Genomic DNA, 14,500 nt, shown 5'->3' with positions numbered 1-14,500 from the left:
CCTCAACCTCTGCACAACGCATCCGAAAGGTCGCCCCATGGCTTTGACCGACATCTCGCATCCCACCGACATTGCAATGCTCACCGATCTGTACGAGCTCACTATGGCCCAGGGCCTGTGGGAGAGCGGCAAGGCCAATGAGCAGGGTTGTTTTACCGCGTTTTACCGCGACCATCCTTTTGGCAGCGCCTATGCCGTCATGTGCGGCACCGCCGAACTGCCCGAGCTGGTCGAGAATCTGCGCTTTACGCCCGAGGACATCGACTACCTCGCCTCGCTCCAGGCCCCGGCCGGCGGCGCGATGTTCAAGCCTGGATTCCTCGACTACCTGCGCGATTTTCGTGCGCATGTAAACATCGACGCCGTGCCCGAGGGCGAGCTCGTCTTTCCGCGCGAGCCCATGGTTCGCGTCACCGGCCCCGCGCTGGAGTGCCAGCTGCTTGAGACGGCGCTGCTCAACATCGTTGGGTTCCAGACGCTTGTCGCCACCAAGACGGCGCGCGTGGTGCTGGCGGCGGACGGCCGTCCCGTTGCCGAGTTTGGCCTGCGCCGCGCTCAGGGTCCCGATGGCGGCTTGGCCGTCGCGCGCGCGAGCTACGTTGCCGGCTGCTCCTCTACGTCCAATGTGCTCGCCGGCCGCCGCTACGGTATTCCCGTCTTTGGCACGCATGCGCACAGCTGGGTGATGAGCTTCGATTCCGAGCTCGAGGCCTTCCGCGCCTTTGCCAAGTCGAGCCCCAAGAACTGTACGCTGCTCATCGACACCTATGACGTGCGCGAGGGCTGTGAACATGCCATTACGGTTGCCAAGGAGATGGAAGCGGTGGGCGAGCGCCTGTCGGCCATTCGCATCGACTCCGGCGACCTCGCCAAGCTCTCTAAGTATGTGCGCGGCCGTTTTGATGCCGAGGGCCTGCCCTATGTGGGGATCTCGGTTTCTAACGATTTGGATGAGTACACGATTCAGTCGCTGCTCGACCAGGGCGCGCCCATCGACAGCTTTGGCGTGGGTACCAAGCTTGCGACCTGCTATGACCAGCCGGCGCTGGGCGGCGTGTACAAGCTTTCCGCCCGCCGTGCGAGCGAGGCAGTTCCATGGACGCCGGTGGTCAAGCTCTCTGAGCAGCCATACAAGCGCACGATCCCGGGTGTGCAACGCGTGCGCCGTTATTACGACGGCTTTGGCGGCCCGGTCTGCGACATGATCTACGACGAGGACCATCTGGCGGGGGAGGGCGCCGCGCGCGGCAATACCCTTGTGGCCGTGAACGATGCCGCCCTGGTGACCGACGTGTCCGAACTCGAGTATCGCGAGCTGCTGGTGCCGATCGTGCGCGATGGCAGTGCGGTGGCTCCGCGTGAGAGCATCCAGGACGCGCGCGAGCGCTGTGCTTGGGCGCTCGACCATCTGGACGCAGCTTTCAAGCGCTTCCTGTACCCGCAGACCTATGTGGTGGGTATGGAGCAGGGCCTGGCTCAGGTGCGCGACGAGCTCGTGCGTAAGAACATGGCCGCGGCCTCTGCCTTTCCCTGGGCTCACTAATTCCTTGGGCGGTAGGGGCGAGTCACGCTTCCCTGGCCGCCGGCTCGGCCGTTCGCTGAACAGTTGATTGGTTTGACGTATGACGACTTCTTATAAAACGATGGTGGTAAAGATCGGTTCGTCCACGGTGGTGGGCGCCGACGGCAAGGTCAACCGCGCCTTTATCGGCGGGCTTGCCGACCAGGCCGCAGCGCTGCGCGAGCTTGGCTGGCGCCTGATCGTGGTGAGCTCGGGCGCCATTGCCTGCGGCTATCCCGTGCTGGGCTTCGACCGTAAGCCGGTCGGCGACCTGCCGAGCCTGCAGGCCTGCGCCTCGGCCGGTCAGTGCATCATCTCGTCGGCCTACGACGAGGAGTTCCATGCGCGCGACCTGCTCACCTCGCTCGTGCTGCTCACGCGTCACGACACGGCGCGCCGCACGTCCTACCTGCACGCGCGCGACGCCCTGCTTCGCCTGGTGGAGCTCGGCGTGGTGCCGGTCGTCAACGAGAACGATACCGTCACCGTCGATGAGATCAAGTTTGGCGACAACGACACGCTGGCGGCGCTTGTGAGCTGCCTGGTTTCTGCCGATCTGTGCGTGACGCTCTCGGACATCGATGGCCTCTACACCGCCAATCCGCATGAGGATCCGACGGCCGAGTTTATCCCGGTCGTGCATAAGATCGATGCCAAGATTATCGCCTCGGCGGGCGATTCTTCCACATCGGTGGGTACGGGCGGCATGATCACCAAGATTCGCGCGAGCCGCATTCTCATGACGGCGGGCATTCAAAGCGTGATTTGCTCGGGCGAGGAGCCCGATGCGCTCGTGCGTCTGGCCCGCGGCGAGAGCGTGGGTACGCTGTTCGATCCGCCGGCGGAGCGCCTGGACATTGCGCCGCGCAAGTTGTGGATTGCACTGGGCGACAAGGCGCACGGCTCGGTGACGGTCGATGACGGCGCCGCGAAGGCGCTGGTCAGCCGCGGATCGTCGCTGCTCGCGGTGGGTATTCGCGAGGTCGATGGCCAGTTTGCCGAGGGCGATGTGCTCGACGTGTGCGACCCGAGCGGCATGGTTGTCGCCCGCGGTATCGCTGAGGCCGATTCGGACGTGCTGGAGCTTGCCGCCGGCCGCCGCCAGGACCAGATTGCCGGCAACCGTCTACTGGCAGACCTAGCCGAGAAGCCCGCAATCCATAGGGACAACTTGATAGTGTTTGCATAAAGAGAGGCAGCGCTGCGGCTCGTTTTGCCAGCAGTGCTGCCTCTCCTTTTCCGGCACTTGGGGACGTTTCTATTGTGCCGGCAGGTGGGGACACTCCTTTGCTAGAAGATTCGGCGCAGGTCTCCGCGGTTGAGGGACTCGTCGAAGAGGTGCTTGAATACCACACTGCCGTGCAGGCCGTCGTGCTCGAACTCGTTGGTTACCCAGGCGTGCGAGTTGCCCACGCGGCTGAGCGTGTCGAGCTGCAGACTCGAATCGACGTACATGTCATCGAAGTACACCGCGGCCTGGAGCGGCACCTCGTTGCAGGCCAGGCGCTGCGGGTCATAGATCTTGTCCCAGCTGGTGTCTTCCATCAGCAGGTCCATGGCGGGCTTGAAGGGCTTGAGCTCGGGCATCTGCTCGAACATCCACGGGAACATGGCCTCGCCGGTAAACATGAGCGGGCGCGCGAGGGTGTCGAACTCGGCGTGGTGTGCCTTCTCTTCAGCTGCGGCCCAGCCAATGGGCATAGTGCCACCGTCGGCGTATATGAACTCCTGCAGCGTCCAGTACAGCGGATTCGTGCGCGTGTTGGTGCGCTCGAAGGCGCGCATCAAAAAGCTGTCGGATACCGAGGAGCCGCAGCTCAGCGTACCGTCGCCTGTAACAAACGCGTGATCGATAATCCAATGCATGCGCTCAAAGCTCGGCTTCATGCCAAAGTCGCTGCCCATGAGCTGTAGGCGCTCGACCGTCATTGGCGAGCCGTCGGGCAGTACGGGCTTCTGAGCCTCGAGCGCATCGGCCAGGGCTGCCACGCGCTCGACATCGGCGGGGTAACGGTCGTAATACTGCTGCGTCTTGGCGGCCATGCGCGGGAAGGTGTGCGCGTAGACCTCGCTGGCGCTCGCCGGCACGTGCGGAATGCCGCCGCAGGTAAAGCTTGCCGCCACGCCCTCGGGGAAGAGCGACAGATAGCTCAACGTCAAAAAGCCGCCGTAGCTCTGCCCGAGTGTGACCCAGGGCTTGCCGCCAAAGCCCACCAGGCGCAGGTACTCAAAATCGCGCACGATGGAGCTGGCGAGGTGACGCTTGAGGAAGTCCGCCTGCGAGCGGGCCGCATCGGAGCCTGCCGCCTCGGCGCGCTCGCCCAGTGCGGCAATCGTGCGCCCGTCTACACAGCTGCTGCGCCCGGTACCGCGCTGGTCGGGCAGCACGACGCGGAAATGCTTGACGGCCTCTTCGATCCAGCCATCGCTTGTGGGCGACAGCGGACGCGGGCTCTCGCCACCGGGGCCACCCTGCAAAAAGAGAAGGAGCGGCAGGTCGTCGTTGATGCGGTCGGGTGCGCAAACCACACGGTAGAAGAGCTTGATGCTCTCGGGCGCGCCGGCGATGGGTGTCGGTATAGCGCCGCGGCGCATGGTGCTGCCGACGGCCAGGAGCATCGGCTCCAGGCCGCGCCAGTCGAGGGGGACGTCGATGCTGTGGTCCTCGACATACAGGCCGGGGACGTGGTACGAAGTGATGAGGGCCATGTGAGTCTTCCGTTCGTTGCGGTGTTTCGGGTTGACCAATTCTACCGCCGCGGGCGAGGCCATGTGCAAATCGGCTACCATGGTTGCAAACTTCTAGGAGAAAGGGCCGCCCATGTCGGTCGATATGGCCACGTATGTCCACGATCTTGCCGTTGCCGCTAAGGCAGCGTCGGCCTCGCTTGCCACGGCGAGCGACGAGCAGCGCCAGGAGGCCGTGCGCGCCATGGCCGCAGCACTGCGCAACGGTGTCGACTCCATCGTCGCCGCCAACGAGCTCGATATGTCCGCCGCGCGCGATGCGGGGACCTCGGCGGGGCTCCTCGACCGTCTGCTGCTGACGCCCGAGCGCGTCGAGGGTATGGCCGCCGGCCTGGAGAAGCTCGCCGAGCTGCCCGATCCTGTCGGCCGCGTGCTCGACCACCGCGTGCTCGCAAGCGGCGTGGACCTCACCCGCGTGAGCGTGCCGTTGGGCCTGGTCGCCATGGTGTACGAGGCGCGCCCCAACGTGACGGCCGACGCCGCGGGCATCTGCATCCGCACCGGCAACGCCTGCATTCTGCGCGGCGGCTCGCTGGCCTATCACTCGTGTGCCATGATTTCTGAGCTGCTGGCCGATGCGCTCGAGGCCAAGGGCTTCCCGCGCGAGGCCGTGTCGATGATCGAGTCTACCGACCGCGAGGCCACCGGCGAGCTCATGAAGCTCCGCGGCGTCGTCGATGTGCTCATTCCGCGTGGCGGTGCGGGCCTGATCCAGCGCTGCGTGCGCGAGTCGCTCGTTCCGGTGATCGAGACGGGCACGGGTAACTGCCACATCTACGTGCATGAATCCGCCGACTTCGATAAAGCGCTCAATATTATCGTTAATGCCAAGACCCAGCGTGTAGGCGTGTGCAATGCCGCCGAGTCGCTGCTGGTCGACCATGCTGTGGCCAATGTGTTTTTGCCTGCGGTCGTTGCCGTGCTGCACGACCACGGCGTGCTCATTCACGGCGACGAGGCCACGTGCGCCGCGTGCGCCGATGCCGGCTTTGTGGAGGGCGATGACTACGTCGCCGCGACTGAGGAGGACTGGGGTCGCGAGTACCTGGCGCTCGAGATGAGCGTGAAGGTCGTGGCAAACGAGGACGAGGCCATCGCACACATCAATCGCTACGGCACGATGCACTCCGAGGCCATCGTTGCCGAGGATACGGATGCTTGCGAGCGCTTCCTGGACGCGGTCGATGCCTCGGCCGTGTACGCCAACGCCAGCACGCGCTTTACCGACGGCGGCGAGTTTGGCCTGGGCGCCGAGATCGGCATCTCGACCCAAAAGCTCCACGCCCGTGGCCCCTTTGCCGCCGAGGCCCTCACCACCTACAAATACAAGCTCCGAGGCACCGGCCAGGTCCGCCCCTAACGCCCGCGCAAACAAAAACCACCACAAAGGTGCCTGTCCCCTTTGTGGCGGTTTTAGGTGGCGTGGGCGGTTAGGCCTGGAAGGTATTGCGGTCGGGGGCGAAGGACTGCATGGCCGCTATGGTGCGGTCAAAGAGCTCGGGGAGCTCCCAGCCCAACATCTCGGCGCCCTGCGAAATCACGTCGCGCGAGCAGCCGGCGGCAAAGCGCTTGTCCTTGAACTTCTTCTTGAGCGACTTGGTCGTAAAGTCCATAACGCTCTTGCTCGGGCGCATGATGACTGCAGCGCCGATCAGGCCGGTGAGCTCATCGCAGGCAAACAGGATCTTTTCCATCTGCAGCTCGGGTTTGGGCAGCGAGGTGTTGAAGTCCGACGTGTGCGTCTGGATGGCGCGAATGAGCTCGGGAGACGCACCTTCGCCCTCAAGAATCTCGGCAGCATAGATGGTGTGGTTCATGGGGTCGTCCTCATGCTCCTCCCAATCCAGGTCGTGCAGCAGACCGACGATGCCCCAAAACTCCTCGTTCTCGGGGTCGAACTCGCGCGCAAAGTAGCGCATAGTGCCCTCGACCGTCTCGCCATGGGTGATGTGGAACGGGTCCTTGTTGTGTTCGTTGAGCAGTTCGAACGCGCGGTCGCGGGTGATTCCGGCGGTAAGCGGCTCTGCCATAAGAGACTCCTTGTGCTCGCAGGTATCGCTAAGAATGAATACTACTAGAACGACTAGAACGAAAAACCACCACAAAGGTGCCTGTCCCCTTTGTGGTGGTTTTTGGCGCGGATGGGTTAGTTGAGGGCGGCTTGGGCTAGGCGGGCTTCGGCGGCCTCCTCGGTGACGCCCAATGCCACGGCGAACTCCTCGATGGAGCGGCGCTTGGCTTCCTTGAGTACACGCATATAGTAAGAGCTGGGCTTTTTATCGGCTTCCTCGGCCTGGCGAATGCGGTGCATCATGGTCTTTGCCACGCGGACCGTCTCGGGCGCGCCCAGCTTGAGCTGCTGCTTAAAGTGTGTCTCTTCAAGCGAGCTGTTGCGCTCGGTAAAGGTGTCGCACTCCAGCTCGTCATAGTGGCTCAGCAGATGCTCGGCATCTTGCTGAGAGATGGCGGCATGCAGACGGTCGGCCTGCGCCACGGGGTACATAAGGATCGTCTGCGCATGCCCCTGCTTGGCCTCGAGCAACAACATGGGCTGCGGCGTGTCGTCCCTAAAACCGACGACGGTGCAGACTCCCTGACCCGGATGAATGACGTGTTGACCGATTGAGAACATGCTACCTCCAACTTATACGAATTTACGTATGTCTAGAATAACACGCTGACGTGCGCAAATCCTCGCTTTATGCAGGAAAAGCACACAACTCTGATAGGTAAGAGTATTCGATAAAAGACACAGCTCATTCACACCTTTATGCATTTTCAACGCGTGCATAATCTGCAGGCAGACCGGCATCTTTGAGTGACTCCATACAAGCTGTAGTCAATTTTGTGCATATGCAATTTCGATTGGCTTTACCCTGCGACAGTGCCCCTCGCTTGTGATAGAGTGCTACAAACTCTGGCTTTTGCCCTACGAGTGACCAAGAGCTCGGGGGCTTTAACACAAGGAGGATCTATGCCCGAGAAGATTGAAGAGCTGGTACGCGCTGCGCTTGCTGCGGCCCAGGAGGCCGGCGACCTTTCCGCATTTGAACTTGACGATTGCGCTATCGAGCGACCGGCTGACACTTCTCATGGCGAGTGGACCTCTACCATGGCCCTGAAGTCCGCCAAGCTGGCCCACTGCGCCCCGCGCAAGATCGCCGAGGCCATCGTTGCCCATATGCCCGAGGATCCCGCGATCGAGAAGGTTGAGATCGCAGGCCCCGGTTTCATCAACTTCTACCTCTCCGTTGCCGTCAAGAATGCCATCTTTGGCGAGGCTCGCGAGAAGGGCATGGACTTCGCTAAGTCCAACGTCGGTGGTGGCCTGAAGACCCAGGTCGAGTTCGTTTCCGCCAACCCCGTCGGCCCCATGCACATCGGCCACGGCCGCTGGGCCGCGCTGGGCGATTCGCTCTGCCGCGTTATGGACCACGCCGGCTATGAGATCCAGCGTGAGTTCTACATCAATGACCACGGCTCTCAGATGAACACCTTCGGCAACTCCATCAGCACGCGCTATATGCAGCTTGCCGACATCATCGCCAAGCAGGGCGTTGATATCGACGAGGCTCACAAGCTGCTGATCGCCGACCGTGACGCCTTTGTTGCCGACGAGAACGACGAGCACCCCGAGACCCATCCGTATCAGGACAACTTTGCCGAGACCTTGGGCAAGGACTCTTACGGCGGCGACTACATCATCGACGAGGCCGCCGAGTTCTGGCGCACCGACGGCGATAAGTGGGTCAACGCCGATCCTCAGGAGCGCATGGAGAGCTTCCGCGAGCGCGGCTATGTAAAGATGGTCGATAACATGCGCGACCTCTGCCACGCCGTCAACTGCGACTTCGATCGTTGGTACTCCGAGCGCTCGCTGTACGTGAAGGACACCGAGGGCGAGACCGCCGGCACCTCCGCCGTCGACCGCGCTTTTGAGAAGCTCGACAAGATGGGCTACCTCTACACCAAGGACGGCGCCCTGTGGTTCCGCTCCACCGATCTGGGCGACGACAAGGACCGCGTCCTGATCAAGTCCGACGGCGAGTACACCTACTTCGCCTCCGACGTCGCCTATCACTGGGATAAGTTCCAGCGCGTCGATCACGTCATCGACATCTGGGGCGCCGACCACCACGGTTACATCGAGCGCGTACGCTGCGTCTGCGACGCTCTTGGCTATCCCGGCAAGTTTGAGGTTCTGCTGGGCCAGCTCGTCAACCTGCTGCGTAACGGCAAGCCCGTCCGTATGTCCAAGCGCAAGGGCACCATGGTGACCCTGCAGGAGCTCGTCGACGAGGTCGGCTCCGATGCCGCTCGCTACACGCTCATCTCCAAGAGCTCCAACCAGATGGTCGACTTCGACATCGAGGCCGTTAAGAAGCGCGACAACTCCAACCCGGTCTATTACGTGCAGTACGCTCACGCCCGCGTGTGCTCCATCCTGCGCCGTGCCGCCGACGTTACCGCCGAGCAGGCCGACGAGATGGGCATGAAGGCCGTTGCCGCCAAGGCCATCGGTGAGAACGTCGATTACTCGCTGCTGACCGACCCGACCGAGCTCGCCCTTTCGCGCAAGCTCAACGAGCTCACCGACCTGATCGCCAGCTGTGCTCGCGACCGCGCTCCGTTCCGTCTGACCCACTTTGCCGAGGAGCTCGCCGGCGACTTCCACAGCTTCTACGCTGCCTGCCAGGTTCTGCCGAGCGAGGGCCGTCCCGTCGACCCCGAGCTTTCGCGCGCCCGTCTGGCAGCTTGCGACGCTGTCCGCGTGACGCTCGCCCTGGTGCTTACCCTCGTTGGCGTTTCCGCGCCCGAGCAGATGTAATCTGCGGGTCATTTGACCGTGTAGGTTTGGTTTAACTGAGCCCTATAAGCCCGATCTTCTACGGAGGTCGGGCTTTTTTCGCAAACGCCGACGTATTGATGAATTTGGAACTGCTGGAAATGCGAAACTATGCCGGTTTACTACGATGAATTGAGGAATTCTAACCACGCCGGCTTTTTGCTAAAAAGTGCAAGGCATCTACCTGCGGTTTTAGTTCAACAAGTTTCGGAGTGGTCGCGGTTGAGCGATTCATCGTAGTAAACCGCCATAGTTTTGGCGGAGGCAGTCAGATTTGTGGGTGGCAAACAAAGAGTGTCCCTTTTGACTAGTCGTTTAAGAACGTCCCCCCAATGACTAAGTTGCAGGTGGCGGCGGTTGTGTTACACTAACGCTGCGTAGTTGACGCAATCATCTCGATACAGATCAATGATGTCCGTCGTTTTGAACGGAACTAGACTGTTTAGCCGCCCTGAAGGTTTATGCAGGGAGCATGTGATCACAGGGCTTGAAAAGAAAGTTGAGCAAACACTGTGTCTGATCAACAGCAAGAAAACGAAATAACGACGACGCAGGCCGCTCCCGCTGCACCGGTTGCGTCGGACCAGGTCGCGGCGCCCGCGCAAGCCTCGGCTCCTGAGACGCCTAAGGCTGCTTCGACGCCTATGCCTGTAGCGGCTGAGAAGGCCGTGCCTGCAACTGGTGAGGAGGCTGCTCCGGCAAAGCCCAAGCGCACGCGCCGCACGGCCAAGCCTGCCGCTGACGGCGAGGAGGTCACCAAGCCAAAGCGCCGTACCACGCGCACGACGCGCGCCAAGCTCACCGTTGCAGCTGACTCCTCGGCGCCGATTTCCGATGAGGTCGCGCAGGCACGTGCGTTGGCGCAGATTAGCGAGGCTCAGGTGGTGCGCGCCCGCCGTCGTGCTGCCGAGCGCGAGGCCGCGGCTCTGACCGAGCTTGCAGCTCCGTCTGTACTCGAGACTCCTGCCGCCACCGAGGTTCTTGCCGCCGACCAGCCGACCGAGAAGCCGGCACCGCGCACACGCCGTCGCACGGCTGCTAAGGCCGAGCAGGTTGCTGAACAGGTAACCCCCGAGCCCACTGAGGCTTCGGTCCGTTCCGCGGCAGGGGAGGGCACATCGCCTGTTGAGCCCGCTGCGCCTGTCGAGGCCAGCGAAGTTCCCGTTGTCGATCCGGCTTTGCGCCCGCACCGTCGCGGTCGCAAGCCCAAGGCCTTTGTCGAGGCCGAGAAGGCCGCAGCCGCAGCCGCTGCCGCTCGGGATGCTGCGGCGACTGCCAAGTCCTCAACTGCTGCCGATGCACCCGTCCAGGATGCCACGACTTCCGAGGCCGTTTCTGCCGATGCCGAGCCCGCCGACGTCCGTCCCGGTCGCAGCCGTCGCACTGCTGCTAAGCGCACGTCCAAGGCTAAGGCTGCCAAGAAGGGTGCGTCCGAGGATTCCGCCGAGACGACCGCCGATGCATCGACTGATGCCGTCGAGCCCCAGGACGTCGAACAGCCTGCATCCGAGAAGCCCAAGCGCGGTCGCAAGAAGTCCGTTAAGGCCAAGGCCGCCAAGCAGCATGCTGATGTCGAAGCGCAGGTTGATTCTGGCGCCGAGGCCAATGACGCCGCTGCGGCCAATGTTGACACCACCGCAACCGATGGTGCCGCCCCCGCCGAGGGCGAAGACGGCGCTCGCCCCAACCGTCGCCAGCACAAGCGCAACGAGGAGCGCAACGAGCGCAAGGACGAGCGCAACAACGACCGTCGCAACCGCCAGCGCGATCGCAAGCAACGCAACAAGGAGCGTAATGCCGCTCCCACCGAGCCAACGCTTTCGCGCGAGGAGCTTGCGGCCATGAAGGTCGCCGAGCTGCGCGAGAAGGCAAAAGAGTTCGAGATCGAGACGACCGGCAAAAAGAAGGCTGAGCTCGTCGAGGAAATCTACGTCACCGCTGCGAAGGCCGAGGGCTTCCGCGACATCAAGGGCATTCTGCAGATTCGCCCGGACAGCTCCGGCATCATCCACGCCCATGGCTACATGAAGTCCAACGACGACGCCTTCGTGCCCGCCTACCTCATCCGCTCCGCGCGCCTGCGCACGGGCGACGTCATCGAGGGCTCGCTGCGTCCTTCGCGCGGCGGCGACAAGCGCGCCGGCCTCGCCAAAATCACGACCGTCAACGGTCTGGACCCCGAGCAGATTCGCAACCGTCCCAAGTTCGGCGACCTCACCCCGGTCTATCCCAACGAGCCGCTGCGCATGGAGCACGGCAAGGACTCTATTACCGGTCGCGCCATCGACATCGTGTCACCGATTGGCAAGGGCCAGCGCGGCCTGATCGTGTCCCCGCCCAAGGCCGGCAAGACCACGATCCTCAAGAAGATCTGCCAGTCCATCTCGATTAACAACCCCGAGGTGCACCTCATCTGCCTGCTCGTCGACGAGCGCCCCGAAGAGGTCACCGATATGCAGCGTTCCATCAAGGGTGAGGTTGTGGCGTCGACCTTCGATATGCCTGCCGACAACCACACCCGCGTGGCAGAGCTCGTCATCGAGCGCGCCAAGCGCATCGTAGAGCTGGGTGGCGACGTCGTGGTGGTGCTCGACTCCATCACGCGCCTCGCCCGCGCCTACAACTTGGCGGCGCCCGCCTCGGGCCGCATCCTTTCGGGCGGCGTCGATTCGGCGGCCCTATATCCGCCCAAGCGCTTCCTGGGTGCAGCCCGCAATATCGAGAACGGTGGCTCGCTTACCATCCTGGCCTCTGCCCTCATCGACACCGGTTCCAAGATGGACGAAGTCATCTTTGAGGAGTTCAAGGGCACCGGCAACATGGAGCTTAAGCTCGACCGCGACCTGGCCGACCGCCGCATCTTCCCGGCTATCGACCCCGTTGCCTCCGGTACGCGTAACGAGGACCTGTTGGTCGACGAGCAGATGCGTCCGTTTGTCTTTGGTCTGCGTCGCATTCTTGCCGGCATGAACAACACCGAGCGCGCAGCCGCATCGTTTATCAAGGGTCTTAAGGGCACCAACACCAACCAGGAGTTCCTGGTGCGTTCGGCCAAAAAACACAGCGACTACGAGCAGACGTTCTAGGTTGTCATCCACGCGCAGCGATAGTCATCAATGCGATAAAGGGTCGGGGCTTTGAGCCTCGGCCCTTTTCTATAGCGCCGCTCCGCGCTTATTTTTGACCGTAAGACCGACGAGCAGCAGGTTTCCCGTTTCAATCCGACATCGTCACTTGCAATCGACAGGACGGTTTCGCATAATAACTTTTAAGCTTCGCGACGGAAAACGCAGATGAAACGAACCATATACCGTTGCTTTGGGGCATAGCCCCGCTTCATCTTCTCTCGCGCAGCCAACTGAATGATGCGATTTGGGTGCTGGAAGATGGGGAGAGCTCATGGCTTCTTCTGATGCAACACAACGAGCAGTCCTTGCCGGACTTTCGTGCGGGATCGGCCTTGCCGCTCCCGTGGTTATGTATGCCGCGACGCTGCCGTTTTCGTCGGTGAACGAGACGGTCGTGGCGGGTGCAGTTCCCTTCGCCGTGGGCGCGGTGGCGGGCGTGGGTATCTATGCCGCCTCGCTGGGTATCTCCGAGTATCGTGCGCAGCGTGAAGAGCGTCTGTTCCAGCCCGATGCCATGGGCGGTGCCGCCAATCTCAATCAGCATCAAAGCGAGTTCAAGACCGCCTCGATTCCAGCTCAGCAGCAGGATGCGATTCCGTACGCTGCGGCTTCTGCTTCTCAGGCTCAGTCGGAGCAGTCTACCTCGGCATTCCTTTCCGGCCTGACTGGTGCGTTCCAGCGCCGTCATGCCGATGATGGTGTCCCTACCATCGCTCGAGCCGCAGATGCTATGGACGAGGCCGAGGCTTGGTCCATGATCGACAGCATGCTCGACGACGATTCGCCGGTGAGCTGCGACCCTGCGCGCTCGCGCGACGTCTATCAAGTCGCCATCGACGAGCTCACCAACGGCGGGCAGACCGGCTCCTTCAATCGCGATGATATCGCCGCCGCGGCACGCGCCGTGTCGGGCTCCCAGGCCGCCCCTGCGGGCAGCACGGCGGCTTTCGTGGCACTCGTTGCCAATGCGGCGGTCAATAACGCCTACAGCGCTACCTCGGCGGACGCGAACGCTTCTGCCGATAATTCGTACGTTGATGAAGCCATGACCGCGGACGAGGAGGCTGTTGCCGCCCGCCGTGCCGCCGAAAGCTCGCTTTGGGGCGCTCCTGCCCAGCAGCAGGCGGCTGAGGCTGCGCCGTACAACGCAAACCTCGCCAGCATGCCTATCATCTCCGGTGCCGCTGACATCGATCTCGATGACCTCGATGAGCCTGCAGCCATCACCGCATCGATTGATGCCCAAGATCGCATCGACACCGGCGACCTTCCGGATGCCTCGCTCGAGGTTGATGTCCCCATGGCCGATTACTCGGGCCACGAGGACATGTGGGCCGCTGCCACCGCGATTCTGGACGAGATCGACGAGCCTGCTCCTGTTGCAGCTCCCGCTCCCGTCGCTGCCCCTCAGCCTGCTGCACCCGCCTATGTCGGCCGTCACAGCGCTGTGTTCCCCGAGGATACCGCCCGTATCTCGCGCGAGGGCATCGAGCGAGCCGAGGCTATTGCCGCCGGCATTATGGAAAATCGTCGTCACGAGCGCGTCAATCAGATCCTCGAGGAAGAGATCGAGCGCCTGCAGTCCTCTACCGCCAAGCGTACGGGCCGTGCCTATCTGAGCGTTATCGAGGGCGGTACCGCCAGCTTCGCGCCGCTCCGCGCGGAGGCATAACTTCTGCATGGTTAAGATCAATCGAAAATGGGCGGTCGTGACCTGCCTGATGGCGCTCTTGATCTGGGGCAATTCGCTGGTTCCCGGCTCGGGGTCGGGTTCGCTGAGCCTAACGGTCATGGAAGCTATCCGCGGTTTCCTGCGCGGCGTGGGACTTCCATATGAATGGGTGACCAACTTTGTTGTTCGCAAATGCGCGCATTTTACCGAGTATATGGTGCTCGGCATCTTGGCAACGCACGCCTTTGATTTTGAGGGCCGGCGCACCTTTGACGTGCTGCTGCCCACGGCGGTGTTCCTGCTGCTGATTCCTTCGATCGACGAGACGATTCAGCTCTTTGTGCCGGGACGCGCCGGCATGATCACCGATGTGATGATCGACTGCTGTGGTGCGGCAACGGGCGTTGTGCTCCGATATCTCTTACGGCCGCTGATGCGCGCCAAAAAAGCCGCCTAGGACGTATTGTTTGGTCCTAGGCGGCCTTTTTTATTTGAGGGCTTATATGAGGCGTGGTGGCGTCGTTCCGTAGGTCGGATTTGCCGGG

General features: G+C 62.4%; 10 protein-coding genes. 7 read left to right on the top strand and 3 right to left on the bottom strand.

From position 1 onward, the window contains the following. Window positions 1–37 precede the first annotated feature (37 nt). Both DWW12_RS02910 and proB read left to right on the top strand, forming a co-directional pair. Window positions 38–1,543: a nicotinate phosphoribosyltransferase gene (locus DWW12_RS02910; protein ID WP_117854902.1), complete on the top strand. Its 1,506-nt coding sequence runs from the start codon at window positions 38–40 to the stop codon at window positions 1,541–1,543. 79 nt (window positions 1,544–1,622) lie between these two features. Beyond that, window positions 1,623–2,750, top strand: coding sequence for a glutamate 5-kinase (proB, locus tag DWW12_RS02905; protein WP_117583750.1), 1,128 nt, complete (start codon window positions 1,623–1,625; stop codon window positions 2,748–2,750). 101 nt (window positions 2,751–2,851) lie between these two features. On the opposite strand, the gene DWW12_RS02900 is transcribed toward proB, so the two are convergent. Next, the gene (locus tag DWW12_RS02900; RefSeq protein ID WP_117854900.1) at window positions 2,852–4,270 is read right to left on the bottom strand and encodes an alpha/beta fold hydrolase; all 1,419 of its coding nucleotides are present in this window, start codon (window positions 4,268–4,270) and stop codon (window positions 2,852–2,854) included. Window positions 4,271–4,382: 112 nt separating this feature from the next. Between DWW12_RS02900 and DWW12_RS02895 the strand changes: the two genes are divergently transcribed. Next, window positions 4,383–5,669: a glutamate-5-semialdehyde dehydrogenase gene (locus tag DWW12_RS02895; RefSeq protein ID WP_117583748.1), complete on the top strand. Its 1,287-nt coding sequence runs from the start codon at window positions 4,383–4,385 to the stop codon at window positions 5,667–5,669. A 70-nt stretch (window positions 5,670–5,739) separates the two neighbouring features. Here DWW12_RS02895 and DWW12_RS02890 read toward each other — a convergent pair whose 3' ends face one another. Then, window positions 5,740–6,339, bottom strand: a complete 600-nt coding sequence (locus DWW12_RS02890; RefSeq protein ID WP_117854899.1) for an HD domain-containing protein — start codon at window positions 6,337–6,339, stop codon at window positions 5,740–5,742. A 116-nt stretch (window positions 6,340–6,455) separates the two neighbouring features. After that, the gene (locus tag DWW12_RS02885) at window positions 6,456–6,941 is read right to left on the bottom strand and encodes a CarD family transcriptional regulator (RefSeq protein WP_089572030.1); all 486 of its coding nucleotides are present in this window, start codon (window positions 6,939–6,941) and stop codon (window positions 6,456–6,458) included. 342 nt (window positions 6,942–7,283) lie between these two features. Here DWW12_RS02885 and argS point away from each other — a divergent pair, with 342 nt between their 5' ends. From argS to DWW12_RS02865, 4 genes are all read left to right on the top strand, one after another. Beyond that, complete coding sequence (gene argS, locus DWW12_RS02880) at window positions 7,284–9,137, top strand: arginine--tRNA ligase (RefSeq protein WP_117563961.1); 1,854 nt, start codon at window positions 7,284–7,286, stop codon at window positions 9,135–9,137. Between the two features lie 530 nt (window positions 9,138–9,667). Then, on the top strand, window positions 9,668–12,241 hold the full coding sequence (gene rho, locus DWW12_RS02875; RefSeq protein ID WP_369832404.1) for a transcription termination factor Rho: 2,574 nt from the start codon (window positions 9,668–9,670) through the stop codon (window positions 12,239–12,241). A 313-nt stretch (window positions 12,242–12,554) separates the two neighbouring features. Continuing rightward, a complete protein-coding gene (locus DWW12_RS02870) occupies window positions 12,555–13,955 on the top strand; it encodes a hypothetical protein (RefSeq protein WP_117772975.1) in 1,401 nt (466 codons plus the stop codon). A gap of 7 nt (window positions 13,956–13,962) precedes the next feature. Then, window positions 13,963–14,412: a VanZ family protein gene (locus DWW12_RS02865; protein WP_117842594.1), complete on the top strand. Its 450-nt coding sequence runs from the start codon at window positions 13,963–13,965 to the stop codon at window positions 14,410–14,412. The last annotated feature ends 88 nt before the right edge of the window (window positions 14,413–14,500 follow it).

The organism is Collinsella sp. AF14-35, assembly GCF_003464565.1.
In the GTDB taxonomy this organism is placed as follows: Bacteria; Actinomycetota; Coriobacteriia; order Coriobacteriales; family Coriobacteriaceae; genus Collinsella.
Note: the sequence above shows the minus strand (reverse complement) of the source record. Positions and strands in the feature narration are given on the sequence as shown.

Coding starts and splice junctions, on each gene's coding strand:
- DWW12_RS02910 (WP_117854902.1), top strand. CDS start 38: ATGGCTTTGACCGACATCTCGCATCCCACCGACATTGCAATGCTCACC.
- proB (WP_117583750.1), top strand. CDS start 1,623: ATGACGACTTCTTATAAAACGATGGTGGTAAAGATCGGTTCGTCCACG.
- DWW12_RS02900 (WP_117854900.1), bottom strand. CDS start 4,270: ATGGCCCTCATCACTTCGTACCACGTCCCCGGCCTGTATGTCGAGGAC.
- DWW12_RS02895 (WP_117583748.1), top strand. CDS start 4,383: ATGTCGGTCGATATGGCCACGTATGTCCACGATCTTGCCGTTGCCGCT.
- DWW12_RS02890 (WP_117854899.1), bottom strand. CDS start 6,339: ATGGCAGAGCCGCTTACCGCCGGAATCACCCGCGACCGCGCGTTCGAA.
- DWW12_RS02885 (WP_089572030.1), bottom strand. CDS start 6,941: ATGTTCTCAATCGGTCAACACGTCATTCATCCGGGTCAGGGAGTCTGC.
- argS (WP_117563961.1), top strand. CDS start 7,284: ATGCCCGAGAAGATTGAAGAGCTGGTACGCGCTGCGCTTGCTGCGGCC.
- DWW12_RS02870 (WP_117772975.1), top strand. CDS start 12,555: ATGGCTTCTTCTGATGCAACACAACGAGCAGTCCTTGCCGGACTTTCG.
- DWW12_RS02865 (WP_117842594.1), top strand. CDS start 13,963: ATGGTTAAGATCAATCGAAAATGGGCGGTCGTGACCTGCCTGATGGCG.